General features: G+C 67.0%; 15 protein-coding genes. 12 read left to right on the forward strand and 3 right to left on the reverse strand.

The window, feature by feature from the left end; all coding sequences use genetic code 11:
* Positions 1 to 102 precede the first annotated feature (102 nt).
* Positions 103 to 891, reverse strand: a complete 789-nt coding sequence (locus AC1DX5_RS09060; protein WP_465170567.1) for an alpha/beta hydrolase — start codon at positions 889 to 891, stop codon at positions 103 to 105.
* 244 nt (positions 892 to 1,135) lie between these two features.
* On the opposite strand from AC1DX5_RS09060, the gene AC1DX5_RS09065 reads away from it, so the two are divergent.
* Positions 1,136 to 1,366, forward strand: a complete 231-nt coding sequence (locus tag AC1DX5_RS09065) for a hypothetical protein (protein ID WP_465170568.1) — start codon at positions 1,136 to 1,138, stop codon at positions 1,364 to 1,366.
* Positions 1,367 to 1,392: 26 nt separating this feature from the next.
* On the opposite strand, the gene AC1DX5_RS09070 is transcribed toward AC1DX5_RS09065, so the two are convergent.
* Positions 1,393 to 3,318 (reverse strand): hybrid sensor histidine kinase/response regulator, encoded by a 1,926-nt coding sequence (locus tag AC1DX5_RS09070; RefSeq protein ID WP_478014960.1) that lies wholly within the window; start codon positions 3,316 to 3,318, stop codon positions 1,393 to 1,395.
* 401 nt (positions 3,319 to 3,719) lie between these two features.
* Between AC1DX5_RS09070 and AC1DX5_RS09075 the strand changes: the two genes are divergently transcribed.
* From AC1DX5_RS09075 to AC1DX5_RS09085, 3 genes are all read left to right on the forward strand, one after another.
* Positions 3,720 to 4,925 (forward strand): efflux RND transporter periplasmic adaptor subunit, encoded by a 1,206-nt coding sequence (locus AC1DX5_RS09075; protein WP_478014962.1) that lies wholly within the window; start codon positions 3,720 to 3,722, stop codon positions 4,923 to 4,925.
* 4 nt (positions 4,926 to 4,929) lie between these two features.
* Entirely contained in the window at positions 4,930 to 8,112 is a 3,183-nt protein-coding gene (locus AC1DX5_RS09080; protein WP_478014963.1) for an efflux RND transporter permease subunit, read from the forward strand.
* A 125-nt stretch (positions 8,113 to 8,237) separates the two neighbouring features.
* Positions 8,238 to 9,659: an efflux transporter outer membrane subunit gene (locus tag AC1DX5_RS09085; RefSeq protein ID WP_478014965.1), complete on the forward strand. Its 1,422-nt coding sequence runs from the start codon at positions 8,238 to 8,240 to the stop codon at positions 9,657 to 9,659.
* Positions 9,660 to 9,705: 46 nt separating this feature from the next.
* Here AC1DX5_RS09085 and AC1DX5_RS09090 read toward each other — a convergent pair whose 3' ends face one another.
* Positions 9,706 to 10,338 carry a hypothetical protein gene (locus AC1DX5_RS09090; protein WP_478014967.1) on the reverse strand — a complete coding sequence of 211 codons (633 nt, stop codon included), beginning with the start codon at positions 10,336 to 10,338 and terminating at the stop codon, positions 9,706 to 9,708.
* Positions 10,339 to 10,443: 105 nt separating this feature from the next.
* On the opposite strand from AC1DX5_RS09090, the gene AC1DX5_RS09095 reads away from it, so the two are divergent.
* From AC1DX5_RS09095 to AC1DX5_RS09130, 8 genes are all read left to right on the forward strand, one after another.
* Positions 10,444 to 10,893, forward strand: a complete 450-nt coding sequence (locus AC1DX5_RS09095; protein WP_478014969.1) for a VOC family protein — start codon at positions 10,444 to 10,446, stop codon at positions 10,891 to 10,893.
* 14 nt (positions 10,894 to 10,907) lie between these two features.
* A complete protein-coding gene (locus AC1DX5_RS09100; protein ID WP_478015219.1) occupies positions 10,908 to 11,222 on the forward strand; it encodes an ArsR/SmtB family transcription factor in 315 nt (104 codons plus the stop codon).
* Complete coding sequence (locus tag AC1DX5_RS09105; RefSeq protein WP_478014971.1) at positions 11,219 to 11,689, forward strand: SRPBCC domain-containing protein; 471 nt, start codon at positions 11,219 to 11,221, stop codon at positions 11,687 to 11,689. The genes AC1DX5_RS09100 and AC1DX5_RS09105 overlap by 4 nt, the downstream gene beginning before the upstream one ends.
* A 191-nt stretch (positions 11,690 to 11,880) precedes the next feature.
* On the forward strand, positions 11,881 to 12,300 hold the full coding sequence (locus AC1DX5_RS09110) for a hypothetical protein (protein WP_478014973.1): 420 nt from the start codon (positions 11,881 to 11,883) through the stop codon (positions 12,298 to 12,300).
* 77 nt (positions 12,301 to 12,377) lie between these two features.
* Positions 12,378 to 14,234: a RiPP maturation radical SAM C-methyltransferase gene (locus AC1DX5_RS09115; RefSeq protein WP_478014975.1), complete on the forward strand. Its 1,857-nt coding sequence runs from the start codon at positions 12,378 to 12,380 to the stop codon at positions 14,232 to 14,234.
* Positions 14,212 to 15,318 carry a TOMM precursor leader peptide-binding protein gene (locus AC1DX5_RS09120; RefSeq protein WP_478014977.1) on the forward strand — a complete coding sequence of 369 codons (1,107 nt, stop codon included), beginning with the start codon at positions 14,212 to 14,214 and terminating at the stop codon, positions 15,316 to 15,318. The genes AC1DX5_RS09115 and AC1DX5_RS09120 overlap by 23 nt, the downstream gene beginning before the upstream one ends.
* Complete coding sequence (locus tag AC1DX5_RS09125) at positions 15,315 to 16,613, forward strand: YcaO-like family protein (protein ID WP_478014979.1); 1,299 nt, start codon at positions 15,315 to 15,317, stop codon at positions 16,611 to 16,613. Before AC1DX5_RS09120 ends, AC1DX5_RS09125 begins: the two co-directional genes overlap by 4 nt.
* Positions 16,613 to 17,368 carry a SagB family peptide dehydrogenase gene (locus AC1DX5_RS09130; RefSeq protein ID WP_478014980.1) on the forward strand — a complete coding sequence of 252 codons (756 nt, stop codon included), beginning with the start codon at positions 16,613 to 16,615 and terminating at the stop codon, positions 17,366 to 17,368. Before AC1DX5_RS09125 ends, AC1DX5_RS09130 begins: the two co-directional genes overlap by 1 nt.
* The last annotated feature ends 2 nt before the right edge of the window (positions 17,369 to 17,370 follow it).

Consider the following 17,370-nt stretch of genomic DNA (forward strand, 5'->3'; position numbering starts at 1 on the left):
GGCTCCATTGTTCGCCGCGCCGGACCAGCACGCAAGCGAGATAATGTCGCGGTCTAGACGCAGCCGGTGCGCGGCGCCTTAACATCGAGGCATGTCGGTAGATCAGGCCGGAAGTCCCGGGATGTCCATGCCGGTGAATACCGGCCGGGAAGCAGGCGGCACGATCGCCTCGTCCGGACAGCAGCGCGCGATCGCGTCGAGCACCGCTACCAGCGCGCCGTCGTCGGACGGATAGGCCAGGTGCGCGCACCCGGCCTCGATTCGGTGGTCGGCCTCCCCGGCGGCACCGCGCGCGGCGAAGACGGGGATGACGCCGTCGCAGCGCGACCAGATCGCGGCGGTGGGGACCGGCGGCTTTTCCGACAGGGTACATTGGATCGGCGGCGCGCTGACGCGGTGGCCGGCGATCCATTCATAGACCCGCGCGAGCATCGTCGTACTGAGATCGCCGGAAAAGGGGCTGCCAAGGGTGATGACGGCGCGCACGCGGTGCGGTGCGACCTTGGCATATTCGCGCGCGATGAGCCCGCCAAAGCTCCAGCCGAGCAGGATCACCGGACGATCGTCGCGACGCTGCAACTGGTCGAGCCGCGCGTCCAGGCGTTCGAACAGATCGGCCGAGGCGCCCATGTTGCGCCCCAGGCCCCAGCGATAGGCGCGGTACCCGGCATAGCGCAGCGCCATGCGCATCGGCCGCATCGCCGCATCGGTCGCGAACAGGCCAGGGAGCAGCAGGATGCGCGGCCCGCCCCGGTTGGCGAGGCGGCGCCGCAACGTCTTGCCGGCGGGAACCAGGCTCCGGGCGAGGAACCAGCATTCACGAATGGCATGGACGGCGGTATCGGGGAGGGACTTGCGATCGACGAGGCAGTCGTATTCGGTTGCGGTCATCAGCGTCGAACGATTCTTCGCGCCGGAAGTTTCAAGCCCGGCGAGGGACGGGTTTGCCGCATTTTCGTCTCCCGGCGATACCATTCCGACGCCTTTGGCTTTCTATATCGCTCATGACCCTATTAAGGGGCATCGGCGATCGCGGTGTGACGGGGATTCAACCCCTGCGGACCGCATACGCTCGATTCCCGGAGGGAACCGGCGGAATGCAGCATCGTTGCACCGCCAGATAATGGGGAACGGTATGACCGATCAGACCGACGACCAGCCCAAACAGGCGGTCGCGGCACAGGACAGCGAGGCAGTGCCGGTGTTGATCACCTTCGCGCTGCTTTTCCTGCTGTCCGCCGCAGTGTGGTTCCTGCTGGACCGGATCCGGGCCGACGAGGTGCAAACCGAGCTGACCCGCACCGCGGCCCATGGTCCGGCTGCATCGGGCAGCCGGGTCGCGAACAAGGTCGCCGCCGCCAAATAACGAAAGCCGGCGCGTGTCCTCGCCGGTCATTGTTCGACCGTCGCCTCGCGTTGGAGCATCAGGTCCCGTATCGCATCGGCAAGCTGTTCCTGACGGAATGGCTTGGTCAGCCTGGCGCCGATAGCCTCTCCGCCAGCGGGAATTTCCGCATAGCCCGAGACGATCAGGACCGGCATCGAGGCCGGGAGCGCGGCCACGAGGTCCGCCCCCGTCATTTCCGGCATGGCGTAATCGGTCACGACCAGGTCGATCGTCTCCCGCTCGACAATCGTTAGCGCCTCCCGCGCCGATGCGGCGCGCAGCACCCGGTGCCCCATTTCCTCTAGCATCGCCGTCGTGTTGGTCAGAACGAGCGCGTCGTCATCCACCGCGAGCACGACCAGCGGCTCCATCGCCATATGAGGTGCCGGCGGCTGGTCGCCTGGATCGGGGTCCGCCGCCGCCGTCGCAAACGGCAGCCACAATTCCGCCTTGGTGCCCCTGCCCGGACGGCTCTTCAGGATCAGCCGGCCGCCGCATTGTTCGGCGAAACCATGCACCATCGACAGGCCCAGTCCTGTGCCCTTGCCAACACCCTTGGTGGTGAAGAACGGCTCCATCGCATGCGCGAGCGTCACCTTGTCCATGCCCTGGCCGCGATCGACCACCGACAGGCGGACATAATCGCCGGGTTGCAGCCCCGCACCGCGCCCGATCCGCCTCTGCTTGCCCTCGATCGTCACTCTGCCGCCGTCTGGCATGGCGTCGCGCGCGTTCACCACCAGGTTCATCACCGCCAGCTCGAGCTGGGACGGATCGGCACGGGCGGGCGCCAGGCGGAGCGGGAATTCGGTGTCGATGCTGATTCCCGCACCGATCGTCCGCTGGAGCAGCTCGGCCATGCCGCGCACCAGATTCCCGACATCGACCGTTTCGAGCTTCAGTTCCTGCCGGCGCGCGAAGGAGAGCATGCGCTGCGTGAGGGTCGCCCCCCGTTCTGCCGCACTCATCGCATTGTCGAGAAAGCGGCCGATATCCGCTCCCTCGGGGATGCGGCGCCGGGCCAGATCGAGGCTGCCGATGATCACGGCGAGCAGATTGTTGAAATCATGCGCGACGCCGCCGGTCAGCTTGCCGATCGCATCCATCTTCTGCGACTGGAAGAATGCCTCCTGCGCCAGGTCCAGCGCCTGCTGCGCTTCGCGGCGCTCGGTCAGGTCACGCGTGATCTTGGCGAAGCCCACCAGCCGGCCCTTCGGGTCGCGCACCGGATCGATCACGACCGACGCCCAGAAGTGCGTGCCGTCCTTGCGCACGCGCCAGCCGGCCGCCTCGAACCTGCCCTCGCGCGCCGCGGTGTCGAGCGCGGTTTCGGGCAGCCCTGCGGCGCGGTCCTCCTCGGTATAGAAGCGCGAGAAATGATGGCCGAGGATTTCCTCCTCGGTATAGCCCTTGAAGCGTTGCGCGCCGGCATTCCAGCTGGTCACCAGGCCAGTCGGATCGAGCATGTAGATCGCATAATCGGTCACGCTCTGGACGAGCAGGCGGAATCGCTCCTCGCTGTGCCGCAGCGCCTCCTCGGCCTTCCGCCGCTCGCTCAGGTCACGCGTCACCTTGGCGAAGCCGATAAAGGTGCCGTCCGTATCGCGGATCGGATCGATCACCACATTGGCCCAGAAACGCGTCCCGTCCTTGCGTATGCGCCACCCCTCCGCTTCGAACCGTCCCTCGTTCAGGGCGGTTGCGAGCGCCCGCGCCGGCAAGCCGGCGGCACGGTCCTCCTCGGTATAGAAGCGCGAGAAATGATGGCCGAGGATTTCCTCCTCGGTATAGCCCTTGAAGCGTTGCGCGCCGGCATTCCAGCTGGTCACGACCCCGCTCGGGTCGAGCATGTAGATCGCGTAGTCGGTAACGCTCTGCACGAGCAGCTCGAACCTGCTCGTCGGCTGCGCCTCGCCCTCCCCGCTTACCATCGTTCCAGCCCCCTCCGGCCGATGCCCAAGAAAAGGAGAACCAGCCGCCGGCAGGATTGTTCCTGCGGCATCCCGCAACACGGTTGCCTGCGGTTGCCAAGGGCCGCCTGTTGCATCGTCCTGCTGAAGCGCGCGATATGGCCGAGCGAGCCGCCCGATGGACACACTGGTCGCGATTTTCCGGTCGACGAGAATTGTTGGGAAAAGAAGCGGAAAGAAAGTTACACTTCCTCCGCAATATGTTAGCGCTAATATGGGGTCGAAATCGGCTGGATCGGCCTTGCAAACCGCTCGCAACGTTCGCACTTGCACCACGACTATGTGCCGGGCGCGAGACCCAGGATCATTGCGGGGATGCTCGGAAAAAGAAGAAGCTGGCCGACAAGGGGATGAGCCAACCGATGCCGACTGTTTTCCGCTGGCCTTCGGCCTCCTTCATTTCCGCTGCGGCGCTCGCCTTGTCTGCCTGTTCGGGCAGCGGCAAGCCGCCCGCGCCGCCGCCGCCCCAGGTCACCGTTGCCGTGCCGCTGCAGCGCGACGTGGTCGACTGGGACGAATATGTCGGCCGGTTCGAGGCGATCCAGGATGTCGAGCTTCGCCCCCGCGTGTCGGGCACGATCGACCAGGTACTGTTCGTCAACGGGCAGCGCGTCCGCTCCGGCCAGCCGCTCTTCACGATCGACCCGCGGCCCTATGCCGCCGCGCTCGCCCAGGCCCAGGCGCAGTCGGCCAAGGCGAACGCCGCGCTGATCAACGCCCGGTCCGAGCTTGCCCGCGCCGACAAGTTGCTCGCCGCGCAGGCGATCAGCAAGGAAGAATATGAAACGAAGCAGGCCAATGTGCGCAGCGCCGCGGCCGATCTCGCGGCAGGGCAGGCCAATGTCAGCAACGCGCGGCTGAACCTCGGCTTCACCACCGTCCGGTCGCCGATCACCGGCCTGGTATCCGACCGGCGCGTATCCAAGGGCAATTTCGCGACCGAGGGCACCACGGTGCTGACCCGCGTCGTTTCGACCGATCCGATCTGGTTCTCCTTCGAGGGGGCCGAGAGCTTCTACCTCAAATATATCCGCCAGGCCCGCACGGGCGAGCGTGGCTCGTCCCGCAACACGCCCAATCCGGTCCAGGTTCAGCTCGCCGACGAGAGCGGCTTTCGCTGGCGCGGGCGGATGGAGTTCGTCGACAATGCGATCGACACCAATTCGGGCACGATCCGCGCGCATGCCGTGATCGCCAATCCCGATGGCTTCCTGACGCCCGGCATGTTCGGCCGGGCGCGCCTGCTCGGTTCGGGCACCTACAGGGCGATGCTCGTCCCTGACGAGGCGATCATCACCGACCAGACCCGCAAGCTAGTTTATGTCGTCGGCAAGGACGGCAAGGCATCGCCGCGACCGGTCGAGACCGGGCCGCAGGTCGAGGGCCTTCGCGTCATCAAGACTGGCCTGGCGCCGACCGACGAGGTGGTGATCGAGGGTATCACCACCCTGCAGCCCGGCGCCGCGGTAAAGGCAAAGAAGGTCGTGATGAAGCCGCAGGCGGCTGACACGGGCCCGACATCGCAACCGGACACGGCACCGCCGCCGTCCGAAGCCACGGCGAACTGATCCCGTGAAATTCCCCCATTTCTTCATCGAGCGGCCGATCTTCGCGGCCGTCATGTCGATCCTGATCGTCGTGTTCGGGCTGGTCGCCTATCCCGGCCTGCCCGTCGCGCAATATCCGGAGATCGCGCCGCCGACCGTGGTGGTCACCGCCAATTATCCCGGCGCGACCGCCGAGACCCTGGCCGAAACCGTGGCCGCGCCGCTCGAGGAATCGATCAACGGCGTCGAGAACATGCTCTACATGTCCTCGTCGGCCACCGGCGACGGATCGCTGCAGATCACGGTGACGTTCAAGCAGGGCGTCAATGTCGACCAGGCGCAGGTGCTGGTGCAGAACCGCGTCTCCACCGCCGAGCCGCGCCTGCCGGCCGAGGTCCGCCAGGTCGGCGTGACCGTGCTGAAGAATTCGCCCGACATCCTGATGGTGATCGCGCTGACCTCGCCCAACGGCTCGCTGCCGCAGCAATATGTCTCCAACTATGCGACGACGCAGATCATCGACCGCATGGCGCGTATCCCCGGCGTCGGCGGCGTGCGGGCGTTCGGCGGGCGCGATTACAATATGCGCGTCTGGGTCGATCCGGATCGCGCCGCGTCGCGCAACCTGACCGTCGACGAGATCGTCGCCGCGATCCGGGCGCAGAACGCGCAGGTCGCGGTCGGGTCGGTCGGTGCGCCGCCGTTCAACCAGGGCGGTACTGCCTTCCAGCTCGGCATCCAGGCGACCGGGCGGCTCACCACCCCGGAACAGTTCGGCGAGATCATCGTCAAGCGCGACGACCAGGGGCGGCTGACGCGCCTGCGCGACGTCGCGCGGGTGCAGATCGGCGCACAGGATTACGGCATCAACGCCTTCCTCTCGGGCAAGCCGATGATCGGCATCGCCATCACTCAGCTGCCGGGATCGAACGCGTTGACCACGGCGGCGGCCGTGCGCGCCGACATCGCCGAGGCAGCGAAGAGCTTCCCGCAGGGGATGGCGTACAGCATTCCCTATAACCCGACCGAATATATCCAGGCGTCGATCGAGGCGGTGTATCACACGCTGATCGAGGCGATCATCCTGGTCGCGCTTGTCGTGCTGCTGTTCCTGCAGAGCTGGCGCGCGACGATCATCCCGCTGATCGCGGTGCCGGTGTCGCTGGTCGGATCGCTGGCGATGCTTGCCGTGTTCGGCTTCAGCCTCAACAATCTGTCGCTGTTCGGCATGGTGCTCGCCGTCGGTATCGTCGTCGACGACGCGATCGTGGTCGTGGAGAATATCGAGCGCCTGATGCACGAAAAGGGGCTAACCCCCCGCGAGGCAGCGCATGAGACGATGGACGAAGTGTCCGGCGCGCTGATCGCGATCGCGCTCGTGCTGTGCGGCGTGTTCATCCCGACCAGCTTCATCCCCGGCATTTCCGGCCAGTTCTACCAGCAGTTCGCACTGACCATCGTGTCGGCCGCGGTGATCTCGGCATTCGTGTCCTTGACCCTGTCGCCGGCGCTGGCCGCGATCATCCTGAAGCCGAAGCATGAGGGCGAACCTCGCGCGGGCGTGCTCGGCCTGCCGAGCCGGTTCGCGCGCGGCTTCAATCACGGCTTCGAACGCGTCGGCACGCGCTTCGGCAAGTTCACCGCGCGTGCGGTGCGGGCGCTGGCGCTGGTCGGGATCGTTTATGTCTGCCTGATCGGACTGGCCGGGTGGCGCTTCACCGCGACGCCGACTGGCTTCATCCCGGCGCAGGACCAGGGTTATCTGATCGCCGTCATCCAGTTGCCGCCGGGCGCTTCGTTGCAGCGGACGACCGAGATCATGACTCAGGCGGGCAAGATCGCGCTGGCCAACAAGGCCAGCGAGGCGACCGTCGCCTTTGCCGGCCTCGACGGCGCGACCTTCTCGACCGCGCCCAATGCGGGCGCGATGTTCATCCCGCTGAAGCCGCATGCCGACCGCGCCAATGCCGATGTGATCGCCAACGAGCTGCGCGGCGCGTTCAGCGGGATCAACGGCGGCAATATCCTGGTCGTGCCGCCGCCACCCGTGCGCGGAATCGGCACCGGCGGCGGCTGGAAGATGCTGATCGAGGACCGCAGCAATCTGGGCTACAAGGCGCTGGAAGGCGCCGCCTTTGCGATGATGATGAAGGCGAACCAGACGCCGGGCATCACCAGCGCCTTCACAACCTTCAACACGCGCACGCCGCGCCTGTTCGCCGATGTGGATCGCGAGCGGGCCGAGCAGCTGGGCGTGCCGGTGGAGAATGTCTTCTCGACGCTCGGCACCTATCTCGGCTCGACCTATATCAACGACTTCAACTTCCTCGGCCGTACCTATCGGGTGACCGCCCAGGCCGATGCGCCGTACCGCGACCAGGTATCGGATGTCGGCCATCTGCGCACCCGCTCCGCCAGCGGGCAGATGGTGCCGCTCGATGCGGTGATGACCCTGAAGAACGACAGCGGCCCGTACCGCGTGGTGCGCTACAACCTCTACCCTTCGGCCGAATTCCAGGGCGATACCGTGCGCGGCTTCTCCTCGGGCCAGTCGCTGAAGACCATGGCCAAGCTGGCGGAGGAGACTCTGCCCAAGGGCATGCGCTTCGAATGGACCGAGCTGGCGTTCCAGCAGCAGCAGGCGGGCAATACCGCCGGCCTGGTGTTCGGGCTGGCCGTGCTGTTCGTGTTCCTGCTGCTCGCGGCGAATTACGAAAGCCTGGTGCTGCCGCTCGCCGTCATCCTGATCGTGCCGATGTGCCTGCTCGCCGCGATCCTGGGGGTGAACCTGATGGGCGGGGACAATAATATCCTCACCCAGATCGGCCTGGTCGTGCTGATCGGCCTGGCGGCGAAGAACGCGATCCTGATCGTCGAATTCGCCCGCCAGAACGAGGAAGCGGGCATGGAGATGCACGAAGCCGCCGAACATGCCGCCGAGCAGCGCCTGCGCCCGATCGTGATGACCTCGATCGCGTTCATCCTTGGCGTGCTGCCGCTGGTGATCGGCTCCGGCCCGGGCGCCGAGATGCGCCAGGCGCTCGGCGTCGCGGTGTTCTTCGGGATGATCGGTGTGACGACCTTCGGCCTGCTGTTCACGCCGAGCTTCTATGTCATCAGCCGCAAGCTGGGCGAATGGGTGTCGAGCAAGATCCCGCACAAAAAGGCCGAGCCGCCGCATACCGAGCCTGCGGGAGAGCCGGCATGATGCGTTCTTATTCCGCTTCATTCCCCTTCCCCGGCGAAGGCCGGGGTCCAGTTGGGCGAACCTCAGCGATTGATCGAGAAGCTATCCCAACTGGACCCCGGCCTTCGCCGGGGAAGGCATTAGGGGTGGTGGCCAGCGTCCTCGCCCTGTCCGCCTGCACCGTCGGCCCCGACTACAAGCACCCCGCCACGCCAAGCAGTTCGGCCGCCGGATTCGCCGAGACCACCCGCAGCAACAGCGTCGCCGCGACGCCGCTGCCCGATCACTGGTGGCAGCTCTATAATGATCCGGTGGTCGACCGACTCGTCACCGACGCGCTGGCGCACAATACCGATATCCGCACCGCCGCGGCGAACCTCGCGCGCGCGCGGGCAGTGCTGTCCGAGCAGCGCGGCGCGCGGTTGCCGAGCACCGATCTCAGTGCCCAGGCGACGCGCAGCCGCACCGCGGCGACGCAGAGCCCGACCGGCAAGGCGTTCGAGACCGACTTCTACTCGCTTGGTTTCGACTCCTCTTATGAGATCGACCTGTTTGGCGGCGTGACGCGCGCGATCGAGGCGGCACGAGGCGACACCGATGCCGCCGCCGCGCAGCTCGACGCAGCCCGGGTCTCGGTCGCGGCGGAGACGACACGCGCCTATGCCCAGGCCTGCTCGAATGCTGCACAACGCTCGGTCGCACTCGAGACGGTGAAGCTGCAGCAGCAGACGCTCGATCTGACCAATACGTTGTTCGAAGCCGGGCGCGGCACCCGCCGCGACGTACAACGCGCCGATGTGCTGCTCGCCAGCACCCAGGCGCAGATCCCGACCTTCGAGGCCGAACGCCGCGCCGCGCTCTACGCACTGGCGGCGCTGACCGGCCATACGCCTGAAGCGATCGATGCCGATGCCGACAAATGCACCGCCCCGCCCCGCGTGACCGTGACGGTGCCGGTCGGTGACGGCGCGGCGCTGCTCGCCCGTCGCCCCGACGTTCGCGCGGCCGAACGCACCTTGGCGGCCGACACGGCGCGCGTCGGCGTGGCGACGGCCGATCTCTATCCCTCGATCCGTCTGCTTGGCGCGGTCGGGTTCGGCGCGCAGAAGCCCGGCGACATCTTCAAGCCGGCCGGTTTCTCCTGGTCGCTCGGGCCGCTGATCTCGTGGAGCTTCCCCAACATGACCGCGACGCGCGCGCGTGTCCGCCAGGCCGAGGCGGGCGCCGACGCATCGCTCGCCCGCTTCGACGGAACGGTGCTGACCGCGCTGAAGGAAGTCGAACAGGCACTGGCCCGCTATGCGGGGGCATTGGACCGGAATGCGGCGCTTGCCCGCGCCGCCCAGGCAAGCACCGAGGCGGCGCGGCTTTCCCGGATGCGCTTCGACTACGGCGCCGACAGCTTCCTGCTACTGATCCAGGCCGAGCGCGACCGCGCCGATGCGCGCGCCGCGCTGGCCCAATCCGACGCGGCGGTGGCGGATGCGCAGATCAGCCTGTTCAAGGCGCTGGGCGGCGGCTGGCAGGACGCGCCGGTGCCCGTGCGGCGCGATCCGACGACGCCTTAGGGCGGGCGGCATCGGCGATTTCGTCTGCGAGTGGTTGGGAAGATAGTTACTCCACTTTCCTGAACCGGATCGTGCGACCGAAGCGGTCGAACACCAGGTCGCCCTTGTCGATCGTCAGTGCGGTTTCGCGGAAATCGGCCTTGCCGATGTCGTTCGGCTCGAAGCGGAAGCTCAGCCAATAGCCTTGGGTCGGATCGATCGGCACCATATCGCCCGCCAGATCGAACATCGGCAGCAACAGCCGTACGCTGACTGGCGGGTCGGCCGCGTCGAGCGGCAGCGACAGGCCCTCCTCGGTGAACTGCCCGCCTTTGGTGGTGCCTTTCGCCGAGGTGACGACCGCATCGAAATAGTGCGGCGACACGCCCTTGGGCGTCTCGAGCGACAGGCGCAATGTGCCGGCCGGCGCGGGTTTCTGCCCGGTGGAGACGAAGCGCGGCGGCGTGACTGGGTCGCTGGTCAGCAGCACGCGGCCGTCCTTCACCACCCAGCTCCCCTGCCCCGCCTCGTCGAGCGCGCCATAGACCAGGCCGTATTCGAACCGGCCATCGGCGGTCAGGCTCAACTGGGCGCCCATCTCGGTCTGGTGGCCGTCATAGACACCCACCAAGGCCGCGCGGTCCTCGGCCGCGGCCGGTACCGCGATGGCCATCGCCAGTGTGGCGAGCATGATCCGCATGAGACATCTCCCTGGCACGATCATAGGCGGCGCGCGCGAATTTGACCTGCGTGAATATATTTGCCTATAACGTTAAATATTGATCGACTCGTGAAGGATGATCTCATGACTCAAGCCTCGCTTGCCTCCGCCATCTTCTATCGCGATCCGCTGGCGGCCTTCACCTGGCTCGAAAAGGCCTTTGGCTTCGAGCCGGCCATGCTGATCACCGATCCCGACAACAAGATGGTCCATGCCCAGCTGAGCTTCGGCAATGGCTATATCATGATCGGCAATGAATGGGCCGACTATACCGCCAGTCCGGCGAGCATCGGCGGCAAGAACAGCCAGGGCCTGCATGTGAAGCTGGACAGCGACATCGACGCGCATTGCGCGCACGCGGTGGAGGCCGGCGCGGAGATCGTGGAGCAACCGACCGACCAATTCTATGGCGACCGCACCTATCGCGCCCGCGACCCCGAAGGGCATGTCTGGACCTTCGCGCAGAACAAGCGGCCCTTCTCGGTCGAGGAGTCGGAGAAGGCGACCGGCCTCAAGATCGAGATGTTCTCCTGAGCGCGGCCGCCGCGATCGATCGCACGCTTGCCGCGCTCGCCGACCCGACAAGGCGGCGCGTGGTCGAGCTGCTGCGCGACCGGCCGCACCGTGCCGGCGAGCTTGCCGAGAGCGTCGGGCTTAGCCCCGCCGCGCTCAGCCGGCATTTGCGCACCCTGAAGGCGGGCGGGCTGATCGAGGAAGTACATCCGGACTATGACGCGCGCGTGCGCATCTATGCGCTGAAGGCGGGATCGATGGCGGGGCTCAAATCCTGGGTAGACGAGACCGAACAGCTCTGGGCGGATCAGCTCGCGGCGCTCAAGGCGCATGTCGAGGCGCGGCCATGAGCTCGCGCGTCCTGGTCGCGCTGCGCATCGCGGCCGCGCCGGACCGCGTGTTCGAGGCGTTCACGCGCGAGATCCATCTCTGGTGGCGGCACAACCAGCTGTTCAGCTTCACCCGCGCGGGCCCCGGCACCCTGGCGATCGAGCCGATGGAGGGCGGGCGCTTCACCGAGACCCAGGCGGACGGCGCCATATTCGAGATCGGGCGGGTGACGACCTGGGAGCCGGGCGTTCGGCTCGGCCTGACCTGGCGCCAGGCGAGCTTCACCAAGGATCAGTCGACCCGGATCGATGTGCGGTTCGAGGCGATCGGCGGGGAGACGCGCGTCACCGTCGAGCACCTCGGCTGGGACAGCGTCCCGGCGCCGCATGCGGCGCGGCATGGGATGGTCGGCATGACCTTCCTGCAGCGTCATGGCCAGTGGTGGCAGGAGCTGCTCGCCGCACTCAAGGCTGACGCCGAAGGCTAGCCAGCCAGCAATTGGACAGAAACGACAAGATAGGTTGGAATCTTGCTATAGTTTCCAATCGGTTTTCTGCGCTTTTTGTTGAAGATGTTCCTGAAACTGATACTATAGCCGCAATCCAGCAAAAACGACTCGCGCCAAATAACTTGGCGCTGATGCGTTGTCGTGTCTACTGAACACTGATGGAGGCAGCCATGGCTGAAACAAGTGACGAGAAGACTCTCGAGATGCGTCTTGCGGCGCTCGAAGACAAGTTGAGCGGCCTGCACGTCTCGGAAGACGAGATGCGCGCCTATCACAAGGTCGCGTCCCTGATACATGGCGGCGTGGCGCCCACGGCCGAGGGGGGCGCGACCGCGCTCACACCGATACCGCAGCCGCAACCGTGCGTGACCAGCTGTGTCGTGCACCAATGCATCGTCCATCCCTGCGTGGTGCAGCAATGCACCATCCGCGCGTGCACCGTCGTCCAGCAATGTACCATCCGGGCCTGTACCGTCGTCCAGCAATGCACCATTCGCGCCTGCACGATCGAGCAGTGCATCAACGAATGCGGCGGCGGCCTGCCGGGCGGGCCGATCAGCGGCGGCGGCTTCGGCACGCTGGGCGGTTGAGCCCGGTGTCTGCTCCAGGCGGCAGTCGCGGGGCAGGGTCTGAACAAGCGGCGAGCGTTTAGCGGGGAGTGCGGCGCGTGGATGTCGTCTTTCCCATCATGCCGTTCGCCGATGTGGGGCGGCCCTCAATGGGAGTCAGCTTGCTGATTCCCGAGGTCCGCCGCGCGGGCCATTCAGCCGAGGCGATCTATTTCAACCTCGATCTTGCGGGGCTGATGGGCATTGGCGACTATCAGCGCGTCGCCTCCGAATTCCCGCCCAACATGCTGCTCGGCGAATGGGTGTTCGCGGACGACCTGTTCGGCGACGACATCCCCGCGCCGGCCGATTATTTCGACGATATCTTCGGCCCGATGGCGGGCGGCGACCCCGCCTTCATCGCGGCGCTGATGCGCGTGCGCACGCAGGTCGCCGGGTTCCTCGACGCGTGCGTCGCCACGATCATGGCGCGCGAACCGCGGATCGTCGGCTTCTCGACGGTATTTCACCAGACCTGTGCCTGCCTGGCGGTGGCGCGCCGGCTGAAGGCGCTGCCCGCGCCGCCGGTGATCGTCTTCGGCGGGGCGAATTGCGAAGGCGAGATGGGGCTGCAGCTGATCAGCAGCTTCCCGTGGATCGACTATGTCTGTTCGGGCGAGGCCGATCTGAGCTTTCCCGCCTTGCTCGATCGCCTGCTGGGCGGTGCCGATCCGCAGCCGATCGGCGGCGTGTTGCAGCAGGGCCAGGTGAATTTGCCGGCGCGGTCGCCCGCGGTCACCAATCTCGACGCCCTGCCCTATCCCGACTTCGAGGACTATTTCGGCAATCTCTCCACCTCCGCGCTAGCCGGGCTGTTCAAGGGGCATCTCGTCTTCGAATCCTCGCGCGGCTGCTGGTGGGGCGCCAAGCATCATTGCACCTTTTGCGGGTTGAACGGCGACACCATGGTGTTCCGGTCCAAGAAGCCCGACCGGGTGTTCGAGGAGATCGATTATCTGCTCACCCATTATGAGTCGGAGAATATCGGCTGCGTCGATAACATCCTCGACCTGCGCTATATCGACACGCTGTTCGCCCGCCTGGCGGCATCGCCGCACGAGTTGAAGCTGTTCTACGAAGTGAAGGCCAATCTGCGGCTCGAGCAGCTGGTCAAGCTGCGTGCGGGCGGGGTGAATCAGATCCAGCCGGGGATCGAAAGCTTCTCCGACGCGGTGCTGACCCTGATGAGCAAGGGCTGCACCGGCTTCCAGAACATCCAGCTGATGCGCTGGTGCCGCGAGGTCGGCATCGAGGTGTCGTGGAATATCCTGGGCGGCTTCCCGGGCGAGGACCCGGCCGAATATGAGCGGATGGCCGCGCTGATCCCGCGGCTCACGCATCTCGATCCGCCATGTTCCTGCGGCATGGTGCGGCTCGACCGGTTCAGCCCGTTTCACGGCGAGCCCGATCGGTTCGGCTTCACCAATTTGCGCCCGGCCCAGGCCTATTTCTACGTCTTCCCGCTCGGCCGGCGCGACCTGTCGAAACTCGCCTATTTCTTCGATTTCGATTACCCGGACCGGCGCGATCCGCAGACCTATCTGGCGCCGGTGCAGCGCGAGACGCGGCGATGGATCGACGGTCGCGCCGCTGCCGAGCCGCCGCGACTCGACGCGCATTTCGCCGGCGATCGCCTGACCATCTTCGACAGCCGGTCAGCGGCCGTGGCGGCGCGCCACGACTTTGCCGGGCTTGCCGCGCTTGTCTATGCGCGGTGCGATCGGGCCGCGACCGTGGCGCATGTCGCCCGGGACCTGGGCATCGATGACGCCGCGATCGAGGCGATCGTCGCCGATTTCGACGCGCGGCGGCTGGTCGCGCGCGATGGCGACCGGGTGCTGAGCCTTGCCGTATTCCGGGACCGCCCGGCGGCTGACATGCGGGAGGTCCGGGTTGCAGAAACCGCTGCTGCCTAGCTGCTTCCTCACCTGGACCGAGCCACCCGACCCATCGGGCGCGGAGCAGCTCCGTTTCGTGTCGTGGCGCCGGTCACTCACCATGAAGGGGCGATCCTTTCGCGAGTTCGAGCGGATCGTCTTTCCCCTGCTCGACGGCACCCGCAGCGTGGACGAGATCTGCGATTCCGCCGCTGCCGCCTTTCCGCGCGACGAACTGGAGGCAGCGATCGAGATGCTGGCGGGACAGGGCCTGTTGATCGATGGCGCAGCGACCCCGGAGCCGCCCGCGCGGCTGGCGACTCAGCTCGGCTATCTCGACGAGACGGCGCCCGAGGGGCGCGGCGCGCAGGCGCGGCTGACCGCAGCGAAGGTCGCGATATTCGGCATGGGCGGTGCGGGCGCAAGCGTCGCGCGGCTGCTCGCCACCGCTGGCGTGGGGCAAATCCTGTGTATCGATCCCGCTATGGCGGACGCGACATCACCCTATTTTTCGGGGCTGTTCGCTGAGGACGACAATGGCCGCAACCGTGCCGAGCTGGTGGCGGAGCGCCTGGCCGCTACGATGCCTGACCCGATGATCGCATGGGCGGGCGACCGCCCCGAAGACAGCGAGGCGATCGCCGCGCTGGTCGCAGGCAGCGATCTCGTCATCTCCTGCCTCGAGTCCGGCGAACTCAATCTCGCGCTGAAGCTCAATCGGGCGTGTCGCGGCGCCGGGGTCGCCTGGCTGACGGGATCGCTCGAAGGCAGCGAGGTCGTTGCCGGGCCGGGGTTCGACGCCTCGCCCGATGGCCCCTGCTATATGTGCTACCGGATGCGCGAGGTGGCGACGGCGGCCGATCCGCAGACGCGCTTCGCGCTGGAGCGGCGGCTCGACCGGCTGCGCCGCGATCTCGGCGCGAGGCGCGAGAATCTGGCCTGGGGCGCCGAGATCCTGGCCGGGATGCTGGTGGCCGAGGCCGTCAATATCCTGACCGGCATCGCCGAGCCCGCGCTCAACGGCCGGCTGATCGTGACCAGCCTGCTCACCTTGCGGCAGGAGAAGCATGTCGTGCTGAAAAAGCCCGGCTGCCCGGTGTGCGACACGGGCGCCGCGGCATGAACGCCGGCGCGGAACGGACGATGGAGCTGCTGGTCAGCCGCCGGACCGGCATCATCACCGAGGTCACACATCAGCAACGCGGGGCGGAGGAGCCGGTGCCGCCGCATCTGTTCACCGCGATGCTGTCGCATTTCGATTTCCGCGCCGCGCCGGCGGCGGAAAGGCTGAGCGGCGGCAAGGGCGCGACCGAGACCCAGGCGAAGCTCTCGGCGATCGGCGAGGCAGTGGAGCGCTACAGCGCCTATCATTGGGACGCGGCGCGCGTGTGGACCGGCCCGGCCGAGCCGGACGCGATCACGCCGGCCGACTGCGTGCTCTATTCGGACGCACAATATGAGGCGGACGCGCGTTATGCTCGCTGGTCGCCCGAGGTGCCGATATCCTGGATCCGGGGCGTGGAATTGCCTGCGGGCACGCAGGTCGCGCTGCCGGCGGGGCTGGTCTATCTCGTCACGCCGATGCCGCTGGCGGCCGACCATGTCACCGCGACGACCTCCAACGGGCTTGCCGCAGGGGCCGATCTGACCCGGGCGATCCTGAGCGGTTTTTACGAGGTGATCGAGCGGGATGCGCTGCTGATCGGCTGGATGAACCAGCTGCCGGCAACGCGGATCGCGATACCGCAGAACGGGTGCCACGCGGCCTCGATCGCGCGGCATTACCGGCTGCATGGGGTGGAATTGCGGCTCTACCGGCTGGCGACCGACCAGGTGCCGTATGTGATGCTGGCGGTGCTCGACGACCTGGCCGGCAACGGGCCGGCGCGGGTGATCGGCATGGGGTGCGATGTCGATCCGGTCGCGGCGCTGGACAAGGCGGTGTTCGAGGCCTGCCAGGCGCGTCCGAGCGAGGCGGCGCGATCGGGGCAGTCCGACCATGCCGAGCGGCTCAGAAGCTATGAGGATGTGCGCGGGCTGGACGATCATCCCGCCTTCCATGCGCTCCGCCGCAACCTGGGCGAGTTCGATTTCCTCGACCGGGGCGACAGCGTGGCGCTGGACGATCTCCCCCGGCCAGAGACCGCCGATCCCGCGGCGGCGCTCGACCTGGTCGTCGACGGGCTGGTCCGCGCGGGCGCGCGGGTCGCCTATGTCGACATCACCGGGGCCGACATCGTCGCGACCGGCATCCGCGTCGTCCGCTGCATCGCCACGGGTTTCCAGCCGATCCATTTCGGCCATGGCGAGGCCCGGCTGGGCGGCACGCGACTGTTCGACGCGCCGGTCGCCTGGGGCCTGCGCGACGCGGCGCGCACCGAGGCGACGCTCAACCCCTGCCCCCATCCCCTGGCCTGATGGCTGCGATGCTGCCGATCGACGATCCCATGCAGCTTTCCCGGCTGTTCCACCTCAATTCCGAGCCCTGGCTGAACGAACAGGCCTATCGCGGCGCGCCCTTTGCGCAGGAGTTCAAGGATCACCTCGACGCGACGCGTATCCCGCTGCCGCCGCCTGTCCCGGGCAGCGTCGTCGCGCTGGCGGCGGCGCGGTATTCAGTGCGGGCGTTCGAGCACCGGGCGATGAGCGGGCAGATGCTCTCCGACCTGCTGCACGCGGCCTATGGCATCGTCGACCGGGCCGCACTTGAGGGCGGCCATGCCTTTCTCCGGCGGGGCGTTCCCTCGGCGGGGGGCCTCTATCCGCTCGAGCTGTATCTGCTGCTCCGCGAGGTGGAGGGACTGGCCGATGGCATCTATCATTTCGATGCGCGCGGGCCTGCGCTCGAACTGGTGCGTGCCGGCGACTGGCAGGCTGAGGCAGCGACGATCTTCTACACCTGGCCGTTCATTATCGACGCCAATATCGTCGTCTGCATCGGCGCGGTGTTTCCGCGGTCGCAGAAGAAATATGGGCCGCGGGGCTATCGCTACATTCTGCTCGAGGCCGGCCATGTCGCGCAGAATCTCTGCCTCGCGGCGGTCGAACTGGGGCTGGCGACGCTCTGCATGGGCGGCTTTCGCGACGGCGCGCTCAACCGGCTGATCGGGCTCGATCCGCACCGGGAGGGCGTGGTCTATGCCGTGGCGGCCGGTTTTGCGACGACGCCCTGACC

The organism is Sphingomonas sp. P2_B6 (assembly GCF_056404755.1).